The 18533-nt window shown below is 61.0% G+C and carries 16 protein-coding genes; 9 read left to right on the top strand and 7 right to left on the bottom strand.

What is annotated here, in order from left to right; translation table 11 throughout:
• The first annotated feature begins 57 nt into the window (after nt 1-57).
• From GJ699_RS23220 to GJ699_RS23205, 4 genes are all read left to right on the top strand, one after another.
• A complete protein-coding gene (locus GJ699_RS23220) occupies nt 58-771 on the top strand; it encodes an LLM class flavin-dependent oxidoreductase (RefSeq protein WP_154380786.1) in 714 nt (237 codons plus the stop codon).
• Nucleotides 768-1319: a hypothetical protein gene (locus GJ699_RS23215; RefSeq protein WP_154380784.1), complete on the top strand. Its 552-nt coding sequence runs from the start codon at nt 768-770 to the stop codon at nt 1317-1319. Before GJ699_RS23220 ends, GJ699_RS23215 begins: the two co-directional genes overlap by 4 nt.
• A gap of 129 nt (nt 1320-1448) precedes the next feature.
• Nucleotides 1449-2543, top strand: coding sequence for an alkene reductase (locus GJ699_RS23210; protein WP_154380782.1), 1095 nt, complete (start codon nt 1449-1451; stop codon nt 2541-2543).
• A gap of 4 nt (nt 2544-2547) precedes the next feature.
• Nucleotides 2548-3432, top strand: coding sequence for a LysR family transcriptional regulator (locus tag GJ699_RS23205; protein ID WP_154380780.1), 885 nt, complete (start codon nt 2548-2550; stop codon nt 3430-3432).
• On the opposite strand, the gene GJ699_RS23200 is transcribed toward GJ699_RS23205, so the two are convergent.
• The 4 genes from GJ699_RS23200 to GJ699_RS23185 form a co-directional block, all read right to left on the bottom strand.
• A complete protein-coding gene (locus GJ699_RS23200) occupies nt 3421-5646 on the bottom strand; it encodes a xanthine dehydrogenase family protein molybdopterin-binding subunit (protein ID WP_154380778.1) in 2226 nt (741 codons plus the stop codon). The genes GJ699_RS23205 and GJ699_RS23200 overlap by 12 nt on opposite strands.
• Nucleotides 5643-6104 (bottom strand): (2Fe-2S)-binding protein, encoded by a 462-nt coding sequence (locus GJ699_RS23195; RefSeq protein WP_154380776.1) that lies wholly within the window; start codon nt 6102-6104, stop codon nt 5643-5645. The genes GJ699_RS23200 and GJ699_RS23195 overlap by 4 nt, the downstream gene beginning before the upstream one ends.
• Entirely contained in the window at nt 6104-7363 is a 1260-nt protein-coding gene (locus GJ699_RS23190) for a c-type cytochrome (RefSeq protein WP_154380774.1), read from the bottom strand. Before GJ699_RS23190 ends, GJ699_RS23195 begins: the two co-directional genes overlap by 1 nt.
• 131 nt (nt 7364-7494) lie before the next feature.
• Nucleotides 7495-8622, bottom strand: a complete 1128-nt coding sequence (locus GJ699_RS23185; protein ID WP_154380772.1) for a GNAT family N-acetyltransferase — start codon at nt 8620-8622, stop codon at nt 7495-7497.
• Between the two features lie 168 nt (nt 8623-8790).
• Here GJ699_RS23185 and GJ699_RS23180 point away from each other — a divergent pair, with 168 nt between their 5' ends.
• The 5 genes from GJ699_RS23180 (at nt 8791) to GJ699_RS23160 (ending at nt 16813) form a co-directional block, all read left to right on the top strand.
• Nucleotides 8791-10845, top strand: a complete 2055-nt coding sequence (locus GJ699_RS23180; protein ID WP_154380770.1) for an NAD(+) synthase — start codon at nt 8791-8793, stop codon at nt 10843-10845.
• A 105-nt stretch (nt 10846-10950) separates the two neighbouring features.
• On the top strand, nt 10951-11289 hold the full coding sequence (locus GJ699_RS23175; protein ID WP_154380768.1) for a P-II family nitrogen regulator: 339 nt from the start codon (nt 10951-10953) through the stop codon (nt 11287-11289).
• A 157-nt stretch (nt 11290-11446) separates the two neighbouring features.
• Nucleotides 11447-12862: an aryl-sulfate sulfotransferase gene (locus GJ699_RS23170; protein WP_154380765.1), complete on the top strand. Its 1416-nt coding sequence runs from the start codon at nt 11447-11449 to the stop codon at nt 12860-12862.
• Between the two features lie 106 nt (nt 12863-12968).
• Nucleotides 12969-15380, top strand: a complete 2412-nt coding sequence (locus tag GJ699_RS23165) for a TonB-dependent receptor (protein WP_154380763.1) — start codon at nt 12969-12971, stop codon at nt 15378-15380.
• Nucleotides 15381-15397: 17 nt separating this feature from the next.
• Nucleotides 15398-16813, top strand: a complete 1416-nt coding sequence (locus GJ699_RS23160; protein WP_154380761.1) for a sulfatase family protein — start codon at nt 15398-15400, stop codon at nt 16811-16813.
• Between the two features lie 9 nt (nt 16814-16822).
• Here the strand turns inward: GJ699_RS23160 and GJ699_RS34705 are convergent, their stop codons facing one another.
• Genes GJ699_RS34705 through GJ699_RS34695 form a run of 3 tightly spaced genes read right to left on the bottom strand, consistent with a single transcriptional unit; the run spans nt 16823 to nt 18240 of the window.
• Nucleotides 16823-17398, bottom strand: a complete 576-nt coding sequence (locus GJ699_RS34705; RefSeq protein ID WP_371867646.1) for a Fic family protein — start codon at nt 17396-17398, stop codon at nt 16823-16825.
• Nucleotides 17399-17426: 28 nt separating this feature from the next.
• Nucleotides 17427-17705, bottom strand: a complete 279-nt coding sequence (locus GJ699_RS34700) for a hypothetical protein (RefSeq protein ID WP_229262254.1) — start codon at nt 17703-17705, stop codon at nt 17427-17429.
• A 46-nt stretch (nt 17706-17751) separates the two neighbouring features.
• The gene (locus GJ699_RS34695) at nt 17752-18240 is read right to left on the bottom strand and encodes an AlbA family DNA-binding domain-containing protein (protein WP_229262253.1); all 489 of its coding nucleotides are present in this window, start codon (nt 18238-18240) and stop codon (nt 17752-17754) included.
• Nucleotides 18241-18533 lie beyond the last annotated feature (293 nt).

The raw sequence follows: 18533 nt of genomic DNA, 5'->3' as shown, positions 1-18533 counted from the left end.
CTCCATGATTTGACGCTCGCCTACACTGGCCGCATACCTAATCATGGAGGACTGGTTATGCCTGACCTTGCCTACGAAAAGCTGTTCCAAAGCGGTTTCATGACCCTCGGTCTGATGACGCCCGCCGCGCGGAAACCGGGGCAGCGTGCTGACGTTGCCATTGAGTTGGCGGTTGCGAAACGGGCCGACCAATATGGCTTTTCGGCACTGTGGGCAAGCCAGGCGCCATCGCCTTATATCCCGGATGCCGAGCGTGCGGTCTTCGACGATCCCTTCGTCTGGTTGACCGCTATCGGTGCCGCTGCGCCGAATGCCGCGCTGGTCGCGCAACTGGATTTGTCCCGCTATGGCAGCGCCCAACTGGTGAGCTCAGCCCGGTCGCTGCAGCGGATGTCCGGCGGTCGCTGCGTGCTTGGTTTGTCGGATGCGGATGGCGGTGATATCGGCCGTCTGCATCTGGAGAAAATGCTGGCAGCCGACGGCGCGGAACAAGTTCCGATACTGCACCTTGATGGCGCGGTGGATCGGCATCCGGTAGTGCGTCAGTTGTACCTGGAGCTGGACGAGCGTGCCAGTGCACCGCGCCAGCCGATAAAGCATGGCTGGCGCGGTGGACGCATTGCGCTGTCGGCGCAGCTCGACCGATTGGCGGAGTCCGGGGTTGCGCACGTGCTGATTCATCTGGTGCGCAATGGCCGGCCGAGTTTGGATCTGATTGATGAGATCGGAACTGAGGTTATTCCACGGCTCGCGGTAGGGGTAGCCCTATGAGTCTGTCGCGTGCAATCGAGCTGTCGATTCGCGGTGCGGAACTCCTGGCCGATAGCAATGGAGTCCTGCGACGCATCGCCGAATTATCACACCGGGCCACGCAGGCCAATCAGCGGTACGCCCAGTTGCTGCTCGACTGGAGCAGCAAGCGCGGAGTGCAGCATGAATTGCAGTCCGCGCACGACAGAAAAGCATCCCTTGAAGCGGCGACGCGTATTGCACAGCGTGCCACCAGGGCGGCGCTGGATATCGCAACCTTGGTGGACGGTCGGCGGCCGGCCTGGCTGCGAGGTATCGAGCGGTCTCCTTCGTATGCGCAGAATTTGACGGAGTTATTCGCGCGGCTCGCGACCGTGACGGCAGAAGTCGAACGGCTGGCCCGGCGCCCGGCGCCGCATCAACATGAACTTGAAGTCTTGGCCCATTCGCTGCAGGGAATGCGCAAAGTTTCTCGGCAAAACATTGAGGTTGGAAAGCGCTCTATTGCCGGCATCGAACGAATTCAGTCTGAAGCGATGCAATTTGTCCGGGTCTTGAGACGCGGCTAGACCGCATCGCTTTATTTGTCACGCTCTGCTTTGCGTTTCACGCAAAGGTGTTGACCACGATGGCTGGATTATCGCCATGGGCACTGCCCGGTATAGTTTATTCATCCAAACCGACTCGGGAGTACACCAATGAATAAGCTGCTGCAGCCGATCCAACTCGGCGACTTGACCCTCAATAATCGCGTGGCGATGGCGCCCATCACGCGTGCGCGCTCGGGGGCGGACGGCGTGCCGGTTGCGTTGAACGCGGCATACTATGCACAGCGCGCCTCCGCCGGCCTGATCATCACCGAAGCCACCAACGTTTCGCCCAACTCCGCCGCATTTGAACTGGCGCCTGGCATCTACAATGATGCCCAGGTGGCGGGCTGGTCCCGCGTGACCGAACAAGTTCATGCGGCAGGAGGCAAGTTGTTCATGCAACTGTGGCACAGTGGACGTGTCAGCTCCTACGCTTTGTTGAAAGGGGCCGCGCCGCTGTCACCGTCAGGACTCAACGACGACCTCGGGCTGCTGCAAGTCTACGGCGCGCTGCAAAATGGCACTTATTCCCGCATCTACGCCTCGCCGTCGCGTGCAATGAGCAACGAAGAAGTGCGCCTCGCTATCGCCGAGTTCCGCGCCGGCGCCGCCAATGCGAAGCGCGCCGGCCTGGACGGGGTGGAAATCCACGCCGCCAACGGCTATCTGGTGCAGCAGTTCCTGTCGCCGCTGGTAAACCAACGTAGCGATGAGTTTGGCGGCAGCGTCGAAAACCGTGCGCGCTTCCTGCGTCTGATCATCGAGGCCGTGCTGGAGGTGTTCCCCCCAAGCCATATCGGCGTCCGCATTTCCCCGTTTGCGGCGTATAACAACGCGACCGATCCGAACGCGGCGGAGACCTATGCGTATGTCGCGCGCATGCTGGACGAATACGGTGTGGGCTATATTCACGGAGCCGACACGAATGCCTGGGGCGGCGTAGCGGACATGCCGAAAATCCTGGATATCATTCGCTCCAACTACAAGGGTACGCTGATTGCCAACGCCGGGCTGACGCCAGAAACGGCTGAGCGGCTTATCGCAAGCGGCAAAGCGGATCTGGTGGCGTTCGGGCGCCAGTATGTGTCGAACCCGGACCTGGTCGCACGCATCGCCGCCGGCGGCCCGTACAACGAGCCGGATCCGTTCTCGTTCTATGGCGGTACCGAGCGAGGCTATATCGACTATCCGACGCTGGGGTAATTCGATGGACCGCTGGCAAGCGATGGAGACGCTGGTTCAGGTGGTGGAGGCGGGCTCCTTTTCCGGGGCGGCTCGCCGGCTCGACGTTGGGCAACCTGCGGTCTCCAAAATAATCGCACAGCTGGAATCCGACCTCGGAGTGCAGCTGTTGTTGCGTTCCAGCCGTGGCCTGACGCCGACACAGCCTGGATTGGCCTACTATCAGGGCGCGCGTCAAGCGCTGATGGCGGCGGCGGAAGCGGATGCGAGTGCGCGCTGTGCAAATACCGAATTAGGTGGGCGCCTGGTGGTCTCGGCACCCGTCACGTTCGCCAGGCTGCACGTCGTGCCGGTGTTGCATCGTTTTCTGAGTCAGCACCCCCAACTGCATTTGGACATCATGCTCGACGACCGCAACATCGATTTACTCGAAGGCGGAGTTGATGTGGCCTTGCGCCTTGGAACGCTGAGCGACTCCGACATGACTGCACGCCGCATAGGTCGGTGCCCACTCGCTGTGCTTGCCACGCCTGAATACTTGTCGCGCAACGGTGAGCCGGAGCATCCCGCAGAACTCACCGCGCACAGCGCGATCATCTATCACCGGACTGGTAATGGCCCACTGTACTTGTTCCAGCGTGGCGACGTGCAGGAATCGGTTGCGTTGCAAGGTCGTATGCGCGTTTCCGCAGCGGAGGGCGTGCGTGCCGCGGTGTTGTCAAATATGGGGCTGACGATCGCCTCCGAGTGGATGTTTGAGCCGGAAATCGCCTCAGGCCAGGTGCGCCGTGTGCTGCAAGACTGGGCGCTCCCGGCGGTTGACCTGTGGGCCGTCTTTTCCTCAGGCCGCAAAGCCAGCGCCAAGGCGAGGGCATTTGCGGCGTTTGTTGAGGAATCGCTAGCTCTTTAAGTGGGGCCCCGCTAATGGCAGATCGAACAGGCGCTGACCGACGGCGTCGGCAAGCGCATTGCCCAATGCGCCGGCCATCGGCCCCTGTGCGGCTTCGGCCACCCCCAGGAATGCCGCGCCGGGGCGATCGATGATCAGCACATCCACCTGTTGCGGCACGTTCGAGTAGCGCATGATGGGGTAGGTGGCCCAGTCCACGCTCGCGATCCCCTCTGGCTTGAACAGCAGTTGCTCGTAGAGCGTCCAGCTGGACGACTGCAGGATACCGCCCTCAATTTGATTGCGGATGCCGTCAGGATTGACGCCCTGGCCGCAGTCCACCACAGCGGTGACGCGCAGGATGCTGACCGCCCCGGTTCTCCGTTCGACGCGAACTTCCACCGCCAGCGCGACGTAAGCCATGATGTTCTTGTACTGGCCGAACGCAAAGCCAAAGCCATGATCGCGCATCTTCTTCCGTTTATTCCAGCCAAACTCTTTCGCGGCCCGTGCCATGACCTCGCGGGCACGGGGATCGTCCATATGGCGCAAACGGAATTCCACCGGATCGGTTTTCGCCGCCGCCGCGAGCTCGTCCATCATCCCTTCGATCGCAAACAGATTGATGTGAGCGCCGAGCGATCGCATGGCTGACGTTCGCAGCGGCGTCACCGGCAAGAAGTGATTCACGACTTTCGAGGTCGGCAGCGTGTACAGCGGAATGGCATTGCGGTCGCCGCCGCCTTCCGGCATCGGCATGGGCTGCGAGGGACTCGGTATGAATGGCTTGGCCAGCAGCTGCGCGGGTAGCAGTTTGCCGGCGTTGCCCGGGCGTTCGTTATGCGAGCCGCTCCACAACTCATATTGCCAGTCGCAGATCTTGCCATTCGCATCGAGCGAGGCGGAGAGTTGGCTGCTCATTGCTGGAGCGTATGGTTCCCACTGGTTTTCCTGGTCGCGCATGAGTTGGACCCGGACCGGACGGCCAGGCATCGCGCGTGCGAGCAACGCGGCATCTGCCGCGACGTCATCGGCGCCATTCTGGCCGTAGCAGCCAGCGCCCTCCGTGTGAATGCAACGTACGGAATCGAATGGCATGGCGAGCAGCTCGGCAATGGCGCTGCGCAACGGGTAAACGCCTTGGGTATGCGTCCAGACCGTCATCTTGCCTTCCTCCAGAAGCGCAACGGAGCACGAAGGGCCAATGGAGCCGTGCAGCACATACTGCTTCGTGTAGCGGTGTTTGAGCGTTACCACGGCCTTGTCCGCCGGCCCATGCTTGTTGGCGATGACGATGTCCTGCGCCGGCAGGGCGCGTAGCGTCGCGTGGATATTGTCAGGGGAGGGCAGAGCGGGGCCGGGCGACCACTTCGCGCTTGCGTACAGCGCGCGCATGGCCTGGATCGCTTGCCATTCGTCACTGGCAATGACTGCCAGATAGTTACCGTCCACATGAATTTTCAGGACGCCGGGCATGTGCTGAACGGCCTGGAAATCAGCTGACAGCAGATGCGCGCCGGGAGCAGGGGGGCGCACGACGCGGGCGTGAACCATCCCTGGCATGCGCATATCCTGTACGTAGGCGGCGCCGCCAGTTAATTTGGCAGGAATGTCCACACGCGGCAGGGATTTTCCAATCACGCTGTAGCTATGCGCATCTTTCAATGGAGATTTGACCTTTGCTGTCTGATGCAGATTCACGCCGCGTACCGCTTCACCATAATGCAGCTTGCGTCCATCGGGCGCGGTCACCACGCCATTGCTGGTGCTGAGAACCGCCGCATCTACTTTGAGCTGGGACGCCGCGCCCTGTACCACGAGGGCGCGAACCTGCGCGGCGGCGTTCAGCAGTGCGGTGCCGCTGTCAGCCATGGTGTGGCTGCCGGCGGTGAAGCCCTCGTTAGGCGTCTGGCCAGTGTCGGCGGTGATGAAATTGATGGCTGCCGGTGCGACATCCAGTTGTTCCGCCGCGACCTGGAGCAGGGCCGTGCGTACTCCCGTCCCCAGTTCCACCTTGCCAGTGAATACCGTGACCTTGCCATCGGGAGAAATTCTGATCCAGGCGTCCAGCATGGGCGTGCGTTGCAGGCTGCCGGCCAGGTCCTTGTTTGTAATTGGTGGCACTCCCATGCCATTGAATTCAGCCATGGCGGCGCGAGGGAAAAGGCTAAATCCCAGTACCAAGGCGCCGCCACGCAATATGGCGCGGCGCCGCAGATCGACGCTCTCAGTCATTTCTCGCCTCCCTGGGCCACTTCCTTGATGGCCGCGATGATGCGCATGTGGGTGCCGCAACGGCACAGATTGGGCTCCATGTGCGCGCGAATTTGCGCTTCGCTTGGGTGTGAGTTTTGTTCCAGCAGAGCTTGTGCCCGCATCACCATGCCGGCGATGCAGTAGCCGCATTGCGCTGCCTGATGCTTGATGAAAGACGCCTGCAGCTTGCCTGGATGCTCAGCATTGCCCAGGCCCTCAATGGTGCGCACATGGCGGCCTTCGCAGGCTGATACGGGAGTGATGCAGCCAAAGACGGGCTGGTCGTCCAGCAGCACCGTGCACGCACCACATTGGCCCATGCCACAGCCAAACTTCGCACCGTTGAGTTCCAGCTGGTTGCGCAGTGCGTAAAGTAGCGGCGTCGACGGGTCAATTTCAACCATATGGCGCACGCCATTGACGATGAGAGTACTCATTATTTATTTTCCTTTCGAATGGCGGCGACCCGTTGGTCAACGTCTTTCCAGGCTGCTCGCTGCCCGATGTCCGCGCGGACATAAGCGGCGATGAGGGCGATTTGTGCGTCGCTAAGGGAGGCGGCGAACGGTGGCATGAAGGTTGAGTGGTGCGAATCTTTCCAAGGCACGCCATTGAGAACGATTTGAATCAGGTTGTCCGGCCGATCGCTGGTCACAGCGCTGCTGAGACCGAGTGATGGGCGCCCGCCCATCGACATCATCGGCGCTTCGGGGCTATGGCAGCCCGCGCAAGCACCAGCAAACAGCGCGGCACCTTGGCGCACGCGCGTCACGTCGGCGTCTGCTGGCCCGGTCGTGGCCGGCTTTGTTGCCGGCTTTTGAAGCGACATGATGTAAGTCGCAATGGCGTTGCTATCCTCGTCAGGAAGCTGCGAAAGGCTATGCGTCACCGGCCCCATTGGACCGGCGGCGGCCCCGTGCTCGGCCGACCAGCCGTGGCGAAGATAGATTGCCAGTTGCTCACGAGTCCACGGTTTGGGGGTGTTGAGTAAATTGCTTAGCGCAGGTGCGTCCCAGCCATCAATATTGCCGCCGCTGAAAGCAGGACTGCGTTCGCCGCCGATAGGATCCAGCTTGCTGTGACAGGATGCGCAATGTCCAGCGCCGTCAACCAGGTAACGGCCTCGATTCCACTCAGCACTTTGAGTCTGAACATCGGTTGCCGGGCCGGGGTGCAAATACAGGAGATTCCAGCCGGCGAGCATGGGTCTGAAGCGCAGTGGCAGCAGCAGTTCGTTATCCGGCGCTTTATAGTTCACAGGCGTGCGCGTCATCAAATAAGCATATGCGTCGCTGATATCCGCAGTCGACATGCGCGTGTAGTGAATATAGGGGAAGGCTGGATACAGCAGGTGGCCATCCCTGGCAACGCCATGGCGCAGTGCTCGTGTAAAGGCTGCCAGCGACCAGGTGCCAATGCCGGTTTGCGGATCGGGCGTGATGTTGGTGGTGAAGATGGTGCCAAATGGGGTCCGCAAGGGAAGGCCGCCAGCATAAGGCGCACCAGTGGCGGAGGTATGGCAAACCATGCAGTCACCCTGGGCGACGATACGCGCGCCACGCGATACGCTGGCAGGCTCGAACTCGCTCGGATTCGGCGTGGGCACGGGTTTGATTTCTGGCTCAAGCGCCCAGCCGGCCGCAACAATGGTTGCAATCGCCAGCGCGCCAATAGCTATCCAAGCTTTCCTCTTCATCGCTGCTCTCCGATGCCCATAGACCTAATTTGCCCACACATCCAGCAACTGTGCCATGCTCATTGGATGTTGGAAACCTGCAAAAAGGAATGGGGGGTAGTCCCCATTGGAATGGCTAGCGGATAAGCTGTTTAAGGTGCCTTGAAGGGGACGTGCTCATTCAATTCATCAATGTACTCGTTCATTGACGTGGTTTCCTGGGCCAGGAAGTCAGCGATGGCTTCAGCGAAGCGCTCATCGGCGATCCAGTGCGCCGACCAGGTTGGCGTCGGAATCAAGCCTCGCGACATCTTGTGGACTCCCTGCGCCCCGCCCTCGAAGCTGGAAATGCCGTGCTTGATGCAGTACTCAATCGACTGCACATAACAGGTCTCAAAATGCAGGCCCGAGACGAATTCCTGAGTACCCCAGTAACGGCCGTACATCACATTGCCGCCGACCAGATTGAGCGCCACCGCCACCGGTTGCTCACCGCGTTTGGCCAGCACGATCATTAAATTTTCGGGCATCTCAGCGAGCAGACGCTGGAAAAACTCCAGGGTCAGGTAGGGCTTGGAATAATGGGCTTGGTAAGTTGAGGTGTAGCACTGGTAGAAAAAACGCAGCACCGGTTCGGTGATGGACTTGCCGGCCAAGTGCTCGAAATGGATGCCTGCGTCTTGTACTCGGCGGCGATCCTGGCGGAGCTTTTTGCGCTTCTCCATTTTCATGGTGGCGAGGAAGGCGTCAAAGTCGGCGTAATCGTGGTTCTCCCAATGGAACTGCACGCCCTCGCGCATCATGTAGCCGGCCTCGACCAATGCTGCACGGTCCTGGGCGCTGGGGAACAGGATATGCAGTGACGATGTGCCCATTTGCCTTGCGACCTGTAGCGCCACACGTGCCAGCAGAACGCGTTCTTCAGCTGAGCGGGCAAGGATGCGATTCCCGGTCACAGGGGTGAACGGTATGGCGGATAACAGCTTGGGATAGTAGGCGATACCGTTGCGCTGGAAGGCGTCTGCCCAGCCTTGGTCAAAAACGTACTCGCCCCTGCTATGGAATTTCAAATAAAGTGGCATCGCACCGCACAGCTTTTTGCCCCGATACATCAGCAGGAATCGAGGAGCCCATCCTGTATCCGGAGCCGCGCATCCGGTCGCATGTAACGCTTCCAGGAACGTATGGCTTAGTGTCGGGTTGGAGCCTGCCAGATCCTGCCAGTCGTTCGGATCAAGCTCCGAGATGGAGTCAACTACACAAAATTCTGGCTGGTCCAACTCGATCCCCTCCGTAGCGATTGCTCGCCTTGAAATTTAGCATTGTGGCAGGTTCCCGCCAAATACGCTGCTCTGCGGCGCCTGTTTGCTGCTGAGTCGCCAGTCTAGCGCATGCGGGCCGGCTTTGCCCGTGCGATAATCGGATTTTGCGTACGCGAAAGACCCAACATGGCTTCGAACTTCTTCAATCTGTACACCCACGATTTCGCCCGCGTTGCGGTGGCGGCGCCGGTGTGCCGCATTGCCGATCCGGCCTATAACGCCGAACAAACCATCCAGCTGGCCACGCAGGCTGCGGCGCAGGGCGCGGCGCTGGTGGCTTTCCCCGAGCTGGGCCTGGCGGCCTACACCTGCGACGATCTGTTCCACCAGCGCGCCTTGCTGGATGGCGTGCTGGACGGCCTGGCCGCCATTGTTGACGCCTCCACCGAATGGAAGATGGCAATCGTGGTCGGCGCGCCGCTGCGGGTCGAGCATCAGTTGTACAACTGCGCGGTGGTGATCGCCAACGGTCAGATCCAGGGCGTGGTGCCGAAGAGCTATCTGCCCAACTACGGCGAGTTCTACGAGGCACGCCAGTTCAGCAGCGGCGATTACGCCGTCAGCACCGAGATCGATCTGCTGGGCGAACGCGTGCAGTTCGGCTCCGGCCTGCTGTTTGAAGTGGCCGATATGCCACTGTTCAAATTCCACGTCGAGATTTGCGAAGACGTGTGGGTACCGATTCCGCCATCGTCGTTTGCGGCGCTGGCTGGCGCCACCGTGCTGGTCAATCTGTCGGCCTCGAACGCGCTGGTCGGCAAAGCCAATTACCGCAACCAGCTGGTGGGTCAGCAATCGGCGCGCTGCATCGCGGCCTATCTGTACACCTCGTCCGGCGGCGGCGAATCCAGCACCGACATGGCCTGGGACGGCCAGGGCGTGATTTTCGAAAACGGCGAGCTGCTGGCTGAATCCAAACGTTTCAGCGATGAGTCGACGCTGACCTTTGCCGATATCGACCTGGAGCGCCTGTCGCGCGAGCGCATGCGCATGAACACTTACGCGCAGTCGGTGCAGCGCCACGCCGCCGAGGTGGGCAAGTTCCGCACCGTGTTCTTCCATCTGGAGATCGAGCGCGAGCAGACGCTGGCGCTGAAGCGCTGCGTCGAACGCTTCCCCTACGTGCCGGCCGATGCGCGCCGCCGCGACGACCGCTGCAACGAGGTTTACAACATCCAGGTGCAGGCATTGGCGCAGCGCCTGACCAACAGCGGCCTGAAGAAAGTGGTGATCGGCATTTCCGGCGGCCTCGATTCGACCCACGCGCTGCTGGTCTGCGCGCGTGTGATGGACAAGCTGAATCTGCCGCGCACCAACATCCTTGCCTACACCATGCCCGGCTTCGCCACCAGCGAGCGCACGCTGAAGCAGGCGCATGCGCTGATGAAGCTGGTTGGCTGCACGGCGCAGGAAATCGACATCCGCCCAAGCTGCGCCCAGATGCTGAAAGACCTCGGCCATCCTTACGCCGAAGGCAAGGAGCAGTACGACATCACGTTTGAAAACGTGCAGGCCGGCGAACGCACCAACCATCTGTTCCGCCTGGCGAACCATAACGCCGCGCTGGTGATCGGCACCGGCGACCTGAGCGAGCTGGCGCTGGGCTGGTGCACCTACGGCGTGGGCGATCACATGTCGCACTACAACGTCAACGCCAGCGTGCCGAAGACGCTGATCTCGCATCTGGTGCGCTGGGTGGCCGAGTCCGGCGTGATCGGCCGCAACGACGCACAGGTGCTGCTGGATATACTCGGCACCGAGATCAGCCCCGAGCTGGTGCCCGGCACCGCCGGCGGCCAGCCGGAGCAGCGCACCGAAAGCACCATCGGCCCCTACGAGCTGCAGGACTTCAATCTGTACTACGTGCTGCGCTTCGGCTTCAACCCGTCCAAGGTGGCGTTCCTGTCGCACACGGCGTGGAAGGACAAGGAGCAGGGCCGCTGGCCGGATGGCGACCATGTCACCCGCAATCAGTACGAGCTGGCGGCGATCAAGAAGAATCTGGGCATCTTCCTCGATCGCTTCTTCCGCACCAGCCAGTTCAAGCGCAGCTGCGTGCCGAACGCACCGAAGGTGGGCAGCGGCGGTTCGCTGTCGCCGCGCGGCGACTGGCGTGCACCAAGTGATAGCCAAAGCGTGGTTTGGATGGACGAACTGCGGTCCATCCCGGTGCATGAATAAAGAATAAGCTTATGTAGATGGACACAGCGCCTGTGTCGATTACAATAGAACCAAAGCATGCAGTTCGCTGCCCAAAGATTTTCGATTTAGATATAAGGAGAAGTCATGAAACAGATTACCGCTGTGATCAAGCCGTTCAAGCTGGATGAAGTGCGTGAAGCGTTGGCTGAAGTCAACGTTACCGGTCTGACCGTCACCGAGGTGAAAGGCTTCGGCCGCCAGAAAGGCCATACCGAGCTGTATCGTGGCGCCGAGTACGTGGTCGACTTCCTGCCGAAAGTCAAAGTCGAAGTGGTGGTGGACGATGGCGTGGCCGAACAGGTGGTGGATTCCATCATCAAGGCTGCCCGTACCGGCAAAATCGGCGACGGCAAAATCTTCGTGCAGAACGTCGAGCAGGTGATCCGTATCCGTACCGGCGAGACCGGCCCGGACGCGGTTTAAAAAAGTTATAGCTTTATTCGAAATGCCGGCATTGCCGGCATTTTTTTTATCCGCGCCGACTAAGGTATTTTTTGAATATCGTTGATTGGTTATATTAGTTAGGGTTTTCTAGGGTAATTAGTAATATAGACGGACTGTCCACCCGCGAGTCCGTGTCATGTCCAAATATACTTATAAAGCCCTTGCACTGTCCCTGCTGTCTATCGCCGCCAATGTGGCCGCCGCGCCCAGCGTCTACCCGACTGGCGTCACCCGTTACGATACTGCCACCGCGTACAACAGCTACGTGATCTTCAGCGGGCAGGACAAGAAAACCCATTTGATCGACATGAACGGCAACGAAGTGCATCGCTGGGACGCCGAAGGCTTCCCGCCGGTGCTGCTGGACCCGGCCCTGACCGGTGGTCAGCGCGGCCATGTGCTGTTGCAGCTGGCCAGCGTGCCAGGCACCTCGAATGAAGGCAACGGCTTGCGCAATCAAGCCATTGGTGAACTGGACTGGAACAGCAATGTGGTCTGGCAATGGGGCAGCGCCGCCAGCAGCGCGCAGGACGCGTACGCGGCGCCGGTGGAAGGCAAGGCGAATGCGCAAGTGCCGGGCGGCAGTGCCAAGCAGCACCATGACTGGCGTCGCCTGACCAATGGCAATACGCTGGTGCTGGCGAATCTGGTGCATCCGGTGGCCGGCTTCAAGGCGCCGCAGTTGCTGGATGACGTGATTTACGAGGTCAACAAGCAGGGCGACATCGTCTGGCAATGGACTGCGTCCGAGCACTTGAACGAGTTCGGCTTCTCGGCCGCGTCGCTCAAGCTGGTCAAGGAAGGCGCTTCCGGCCGCCCGGGCGCGCCGTTTGACTATCTGCACATCAATAACATGTCGGTGCTGGGGCCGAACAAATGGTATGACGCCGGCGATCAGCGCTTTAATCCGGATAACATCCTGATCGATTCGCGCGAGGCCAATTTCATCGTCATCATCGACAAGCAGACCGGCAAGGTGGTGTGGAATCTGGGACCGGATTATCCGGCCCAGGTGCGCGGTCCGCGCGTGCTGCCGCGCGCGGTCGACCAGATCGTCGGCCAGCATGACGCGCATTTGATCGCGCCGGGCCTGCCGGGCGCTGGCAATATCCTGGTGTTCGACAACCAGGGCGAGGCTGGCTATCCGCGCGTCAGCGTTGGCGTGCAGCCGCGTTCGCGGGTGCTGGAGATCGATCCGGTCAAGAAGCAGATTGTGTGGGAATACACCGGCGGCGATTCGAACGGGCCAGAGTGGGGCTTCTACAGCTCCTTCATCAGCAGCGCGCGTCGTCTGCCGAATGGCAATACGCTGATCGATGAAGGCATGAACGGCCGCATCTTCCAGGTCACCGCCAAGGGCGACATCGCCTGGGAATACATCAGCCCTTACTTTGCCGCGACGCCAGTCGCCGGCGCCGGCAAGCCAGTGCTTAGCAATTGGTTGTACCGCGCCCAACCGGTGCCGTATAACTGGGTGCCGGAAGGCACGCCACGCTCGGAAAAAGCGGTCACCCCGCCTGAGCTCGGCCAGTACCGCGTGGTGACCAACTAATGACCCACTAGGCGCCACCGCTAGCTCTCTTATAACGACAACGCGCCGGTTGGGGAACCGGCGCGCGGGATAACTCACGCCTACATCCAAACCAGAAAGCCTGACCATGAAACAGAATAAACTCGCAGTCGCCATCGCAGCGGCTTATGGTATTGCCTTGATCGCCGCGCCGCAAGCGCAGGCACAGAACGCCGCCGCGCTGGCCGTGGCCGCGATTTCCGATACCGCCGTCGGCGCCGCAAGCGTTGCTGCCGCCGCCGCGCCGGGCGCCGAACTGGCCGCTGCGGCAGCCTCGGCGGCCGATGGCGCCAGCGCCAATGCCGCCGGCGCCGATGGCTCGCTGGGCGTGATCGCCAGCGTCACCGTGTCGACTCGCCGCCGCAACGAAACCTCGCAAAGCGTGCCCACCACCATGAGCGTGCTGGACGACAAAACGCTGGACAACAACCGCATCTATCGCGTGCAGGATCTGCAGCAACTGCTGCCCAGCACCACCGTCAACTTCGTCCATGCGCGCCAGCTGAGCTTTGCCGTGCGCGGCCTCGGCAACAACACCGCCAGCGACGGCCTGGAGGGCAGTGTTGGCCTGTATCTGGACAACGTCTACCTGGCCCGTCCCGGCATGGCCGCCTTCGATGCGCTGGACATCCAGCAGCTGGAACTGCTGCGCGGCCCGCAAGGCACGCTGTTCGGCAAGAACACCACCGCCGGCGTGCTGAACATCACCACCAAGCAGCCGACCTTCCGCAGCGAAAACAGCGCCTCGATCTCGGTCGGCCAGGATAAATACGCTCAGGGCAAGGCCAGCATTTCCGGCGCGTTCTCGGACACGCTGGCCGGCCGCCTGTCGGTGTATAAAACCCACGAGGGCGGTTACATCACCAACGTCTACAACGGCAGCAAAGTGCAGGGCGGCGACCGCGAAGGCGCGCGCGCGCAATTGCTGTTTGAACCGGACGCCAAAGTCAGCGTCCGCGTGATTGCCGACTACAATGCGGAAGACTCCAACAACGGCACCATGGTGTTCTACAGCGCCGGCCCGACCGGCAAATGGCTGACCCAGGCCGCCGCCGTGGGTGCGCACGTGATCAACAATCCGGTACTGTATTCGGTCAATCTGGACAGCGGCTCGCACGTGACCGTGCACCAGGGCGGCCTGTCGACGGAGGCCAACTGGAAGCTGGACAACGACTACAAGTTCACCTCGATCAGCGCGTTCCGCTTCTGGAACTTCACGCCGCGCAATGACGATGGCCTCGATGTGCCGATCGTGCTGAACGTCGGCGCGCTGGCCCGCCACCGCCAGTTCACGCAAGAGCTGCGCCTGGCCACGCCGCAGGGCCGCGAAGTGGAGTCGGTGGTCGGCGCTTACTACTACTACCAGAACCTCGACAACACCAACTTCACCTACAACGGCTCGCTGACCGACCAGTTCAACGGCAGCCCGGTTGGCGCGCTGAACAACCTCACCAGCCTGGCCGATGGCCACTTGCGCGTCAACAGCTACGCGCTGTTCGGCCAGTCGATCTGGCACATCGATCCGAAATGGGATCTGACCGCCGGCCTGCGCGCCACCTATGAGGACAAGTTCGCTTACGAAATCCGCTACGCGCCGACCGGCGGCGTGGCCGTTACCGGTGCCGCGCTGGCGGCGCGTAACGCCCGCTACGGCGCTTACAACTCCGGCGACGTCCGCCTGAGCAATCTCAGCCCGTCCGGCCTGCTGACGCTGGCCTACAAGATCGACACCGACGTGCTGGGCTTCGCCAGCCTGTCGCACGGTGAGAAATCCGGCGGCATCAACCTGACCGTGCCGGGCGCGGCCGGCGTCAATTCGCTGAAGGTGAACAACGAAAAGGCCAACAACGTCGAGCTCGGCATCAAGAGCAATCTGTGGGAACGCCGCGCCCAGATCAACGCCAGCCTGTTCGCCAACGTGGTCCGTGGCTACCAGAACAACGCCTACGACCCAACCACGCTGAGCTCCTATCTGACCAACGCCGGCGACGTGCGCAGCCGTGGCGCCGAACTGGAGACCACCTTCCTGGTCGCCAAAGGCTTTACGTTGGGCGCCAACGCCGCCTTCAACGACGTCAAATACCTGAAGTACACCAACGCGCCATGCCCACCGGAGATCAGCGCCACCTCGTGCGATCTGTCGGGCCGTCATGCGCTGGTCAACGCGCCGCGCTGGACCAGCAGCCTGAACGCGCAGTACGCGCAGGCGATTGCCGATGGCGTCGAAGGCTACCTGAGCGCCAACACCTCGTATCGCACCGAAGTGTATGGCACGCTGGACGCCTCGAAGTATTCGAAGCTCCCGGCCTACGCGCTGACCAACCTGTCGGCCGGCACCCGCTTCAAGGCCGGTGGTGCCAAGTGGGACGTGTCGCTGTGGGCCAAGAACGCGTTTGACAAGCTGTACTACACCAGCATGTGGAACACCAGCTTTGGCGCCTACAACGCCATTATTGGCACGCCACGCACCGTGGGCCTGACCGCCCGCGCAGATTTCTGAAACAGGAGACATTCAGCATGACCAGTAACACCCGTCGCAACATCCTGAAAACCCTGCCAGCGCTGGCGCTGGCCAACTACCTGCCGGGCGCGCTGGCGGCCGGCGAGAAACAGCCCAACATCATCTTCATCCTGGCCGACGATATGGGCCACGCCGACTTGGGCGTGTACGGCCAGACCGATTACAAAACGCCGCACCTGGACCGCTTGGCCAAGCAGGGCATCCGCTTCAACCAGGCCTACGCCAATTCGGCGGTGTGCTCGGCCACGCGTTTCGCGCTGATCACCGGCCGCTACCAGTACCGCCTGCGTGGCGGGCTGGAAGAGCCGATCGCCGGCGCCTCCGACACCATCGGCCTGCCGCCGTCGCATCCGACCTTGCCGTCGCTGCTGAAGCAGCAGGGCTACGGCACCGCGCTGATCGGCAAATGGCACTTGGGCTACCTGCCGACCTTTGGCCCGCTGAAGAGCGGCTACGACAGCTTCTTCGGCAACTACGGCGGCGCCATCGACTACTTCACCCACAAGCCGGGCGTTGGCCCGCAAGTGCCGGAAGATCTGTACGAGGGCGAAGTGCCGGTGCACCAGGTCGGCTACTACACCGACTTGCTGGGCGCGCGCGCGATCGATTTCGTCAAGAAGCAGCAGGCCGGCAAGCCGTTCCTGCTGTCGCTGCACTACACCGCGCCGCACTGGCCGTGGGAAGGTCCGGGCGACGAGGCGGTGTCGCGCGACATCGACAACATCTTCCATTACGACGGCGGCGACCTGGCCACCTACGGCCGCATGGTCGAAGCGTTGGACGCCTCGATCGGCCGCGTGCTGGCGGCGCTGGAGCAGAAGGGCTTGGCCGACAACACCATCATCATCTTCACCAGCGACAATGGCGGCGAGCGCTTCTCGAAAACCTGGCCACTGACCGGCCAGAAAACCGAGCTGCTGGAAGGCGGCATCCGGGTGCCGGCGATCGTGCGCTGGCCGGGCAAGATCAAGCCGGGTCAGGTCAGCGACCAGGTGGCGATCTCGATGGACTGGTTGCCGACCTTGCTCGCGGCCGCCGGCGGCGCGCCCGATCCAGCCTATCCGACCGATGGCCAGAATCTGTTGCCTGTCCTGCTGGGCAAGGCCGGCAACAACGACCGCACGCTGCTGTGGCGCTACAAGGCCAACGCCCAGCGCGCGGTCCGCTCCGGTAACTGGAAATACCTGAAAATCAGCGGTAACGAATTCCTGTTCGACGTGGTGAAAGACCAGCGCGAACGCGCCAATCTGGCCAAGCGTCATCCCGAGGTGTTTGCGCAACTCAAGCAGCAATGGGAAGCGTGGGACAAGGAAATGCTGCCGATCACCGCCGACGTCCGCACCCACGGCGTCAGCGGCAATGTCCAGGCCGACCGTTATGGCGTCCAGCCAGCGGGCCGTATCCCTGACTGAGTCTGCTTCCTAGGCGCCACTCTTGACGGAGTGGCGTTGCAGCCATCGCCTGCCTTTGGCAGTCAGGCGGTAGCGTTGCAAGCGGCTGTTTGGTAGCGCGGGTAATGTCATTTCCAGATAGCCCGCCGCAAGTGCGGGCAGCAGATATGCTTGCCGAAAATGCGGCGTATGCCGCAAACCTAGCGCCGCTTGCAGCGCACTGCGCGCTTGTTCCCCCAACGCGGCCAAGCGCAACAACCGGACCATATCAGCGTCTACTTGGTCGGTGACTTGGGCGGTGACTTGGTCGGTGACTTGGTCGGTCAGAGAGCCAGACATTGCTTCGGGTACCTGCGCCAGCGGGTGTACAGGTAGCCTGATCACATACGCAATACGGTCATCGTCGGTTTCAAATTGTGGCGACGGCGAGCCATTGGCAAGCATGGATTTGAGGATCTTGGGAACACCGGTAAACCGGCCTTCAGTTAGTTCCAGCTCTTTGAGAAATTCGCCGATGCGTCGGTTACGGTAGCGGCGGCTCAATGCGCGCCCAGCCGCGAAGTCGGGCAGGCGGATTGAACGGTCTGGCCCAGGAAAGCTGAGAATGACCAGTTCATCGCGGCTGATCCTGACTTCAATCGGCTCGCGTTTTCATGCGTGCCAGTGGGCCCTTGAAAATCTTCTCGTCAAAGCGATCGCCGCCGGCGCCATCAGGAAACCATACAACATCAATTTGCGTATAAGGGAAAAACTTATCCGGGGTTTCGTTGAAGAACAGCAGGCCGACGTTTTTTGGCCAAGGTGATTCTTTGGGGCCATCAATGACATTCATCTGTCGGTCAAGCGCTTCAACTGACAACGTTGATGCCTCGGCCACCAGCGCGCTTCCCACTTCACGCAGATATTCCATCATCAAAGGATGTGATAAATCGCTCGGCTTGGCCTGCTGAGCCAGCCGATCATCCCACGACGTTCGCGGTCAGGCCCAGTAGTTCCTGTTCCATTTCTCCCTTGGCCTCTACGGTACTGCTATATCGGCGGATGTAGTAGTGCCAGATCTTGTGCCTGGATGAAACCGAGGCGGGCGCTTTGTAAGGGCGATTCATGCCACCGGGAGCCCTCAATACCATCACTTTGCGGTCTGCGACTATTTCCACAGTGAGTGCCGGGAAGTAGGGCGGCTGGAGCAGCTGGCATGCTGCTAGCAACTCTTGTTTGATTTTATCCAACTGACTATCCGCAATTCCGACCGGCGGAAAGATCGGCTGACCGTTCGCATCGCAATCCTGGCCGATCACGACATAGCCTCCACCAAGATTTTCAAAATCGTTAGCGAAAGCGCACAGCGTCCGCAGGGTGGCATCGGGATTCCAGCCCGCCTTGTATTCGATACGTTCGCTCTCGACCTTTTGGTGGTGGAGCAAATCATTGAGATTGATGGGGAGCATTGCATCAGCTTGCAGGGTGATATTTTCTGTTTAGACCGCTACGCCGGAGTGAAGTTCTGCTGGCGTTTTGTGTGGTTTCCCTTGTTTAGTAATTGAGGTTAAACAGCGACATATGCCGAACAATTATTTGTTCGCCGCTCGCATTAATGTTAATTTGCAATCACCGGCACCCGCTGCTGGATGTATAAAAACAAGGGAGACATACAATGCGAACGCTACAAAAGATGGCCATTGCGATGGCCCTGGCTAAACACGCCTCTGATTCGCCGCGCAGTGAAAACGTTGTCAATGTT

Origin of the sequence: Duganella guangzhouensis, assembly GCF_009674535.1 — a bacterium.
Classification (GTDB): Bacteria; Pseudomonadota; Gammaproteobacteria; order Burkholderiales; family Burkholderiaceae_D; genus Rugamonas; species Rugamonas guangzhouensis.
Note: the sequence above shows the minus strand (reverse complement) of the source record. Positions and strands in the feature narration are given on the sequence as shown.

Coding starts and splice junctions, on each gene's coding strand:
- GJ699_RS23220 (WP_154380786.1), top strand. CDS start 58: ATGCCTGACCTTGCCTACGAAAAGCTGTTCCAAAGCGGTTTCATGACC.
- GJ699_RS23215 (WP_154380784.1), top strand. CDS start 768: ATGAGTCTGTCGCGTGCAATCGAGCTGTCGATTCGCGGTGCGGAACTC.
- GJ699_RS23210 (WP_154380782.1), top strand. CDS start 1,449: ATGAATAAGCTGCTGCAGCCGATCCAACTCGGCGACTTGACCCTCAAT.
- GJ699_RS23205 (WP_154380780.1), top strand. CDS start 2,548: ATGGACCGCTGGCAAGCGATGGAGACGCTGGTTCAGGTGGTGGAGGCG.
- GJ699_RS23200 (WP_154380778.1), bottom strand. CDS start 5,646: ATGACTGAGAGCGTCGATCTGCGGCGCCGCGCCATATTGCGTGGCGGC.
- GJ699_RS23195 (WP_154380776.1), bottom strand. CDS start 6,104: ATGAGTACTCTCATCGTCAATGGCGTGCGCCATATGGTTGAAATTGAC.
- GJ699_RS23190 (WP_154380774.1), bottom strand. CDS start 7,363: ATGAAGAGGAAAGCTTGGATAGCTATTGGCGCGCTGGCGATTGCAACC.
- GJ699_RS23180 (WP_154380770.1), top strand. CDS start 8,791: ATGGCTTCGAACTTCTTCAATCTGTACACCCACGATTTCGCCCGCGTT.
- GJ699_RS23175 (WP_154380768.1), top strand. CDS start 10,951: ATGAAACAGATTACCGCTGTGATCAAGCCGTTCAAGCTGGATGAAGTG.
- GJ699_RS23170 (WP_154380765.1), top strand. CDS start 11,447: ATGTCCAAATATACTTATAAAGCCCTTGCACTGTCCCTGCTGTCTATC.
- GJ699_RS23165 (WP_154380763.1), top strand. CDS start 12,969: ATGAAACAGAATAAACTCGCAGTCGCCATCGCAGCGGCTTATGGTATT.
- GJ699_RS23160 (WP_154380761.1), top strand. CDS start 15,398: ATGACCAGTAACACCCGTCGCAACATCCTGAAAACCCTGCCAGCGCTG.
- GJ699_RS34700 (WP_229262254.1), bottom strand. CDS start 17,705: ATGATGGAATATCTGCGTGAAGTGGGAAGCGCGCTGGTGGCCGAGGCA.
- GJ699_RS34695 (WP_229262253.1), bottom strand. CDS start 18,240: ATGCTCCCCATCAATCTCAATGATTTGCTCCACCACCAAAAGGTCGAG.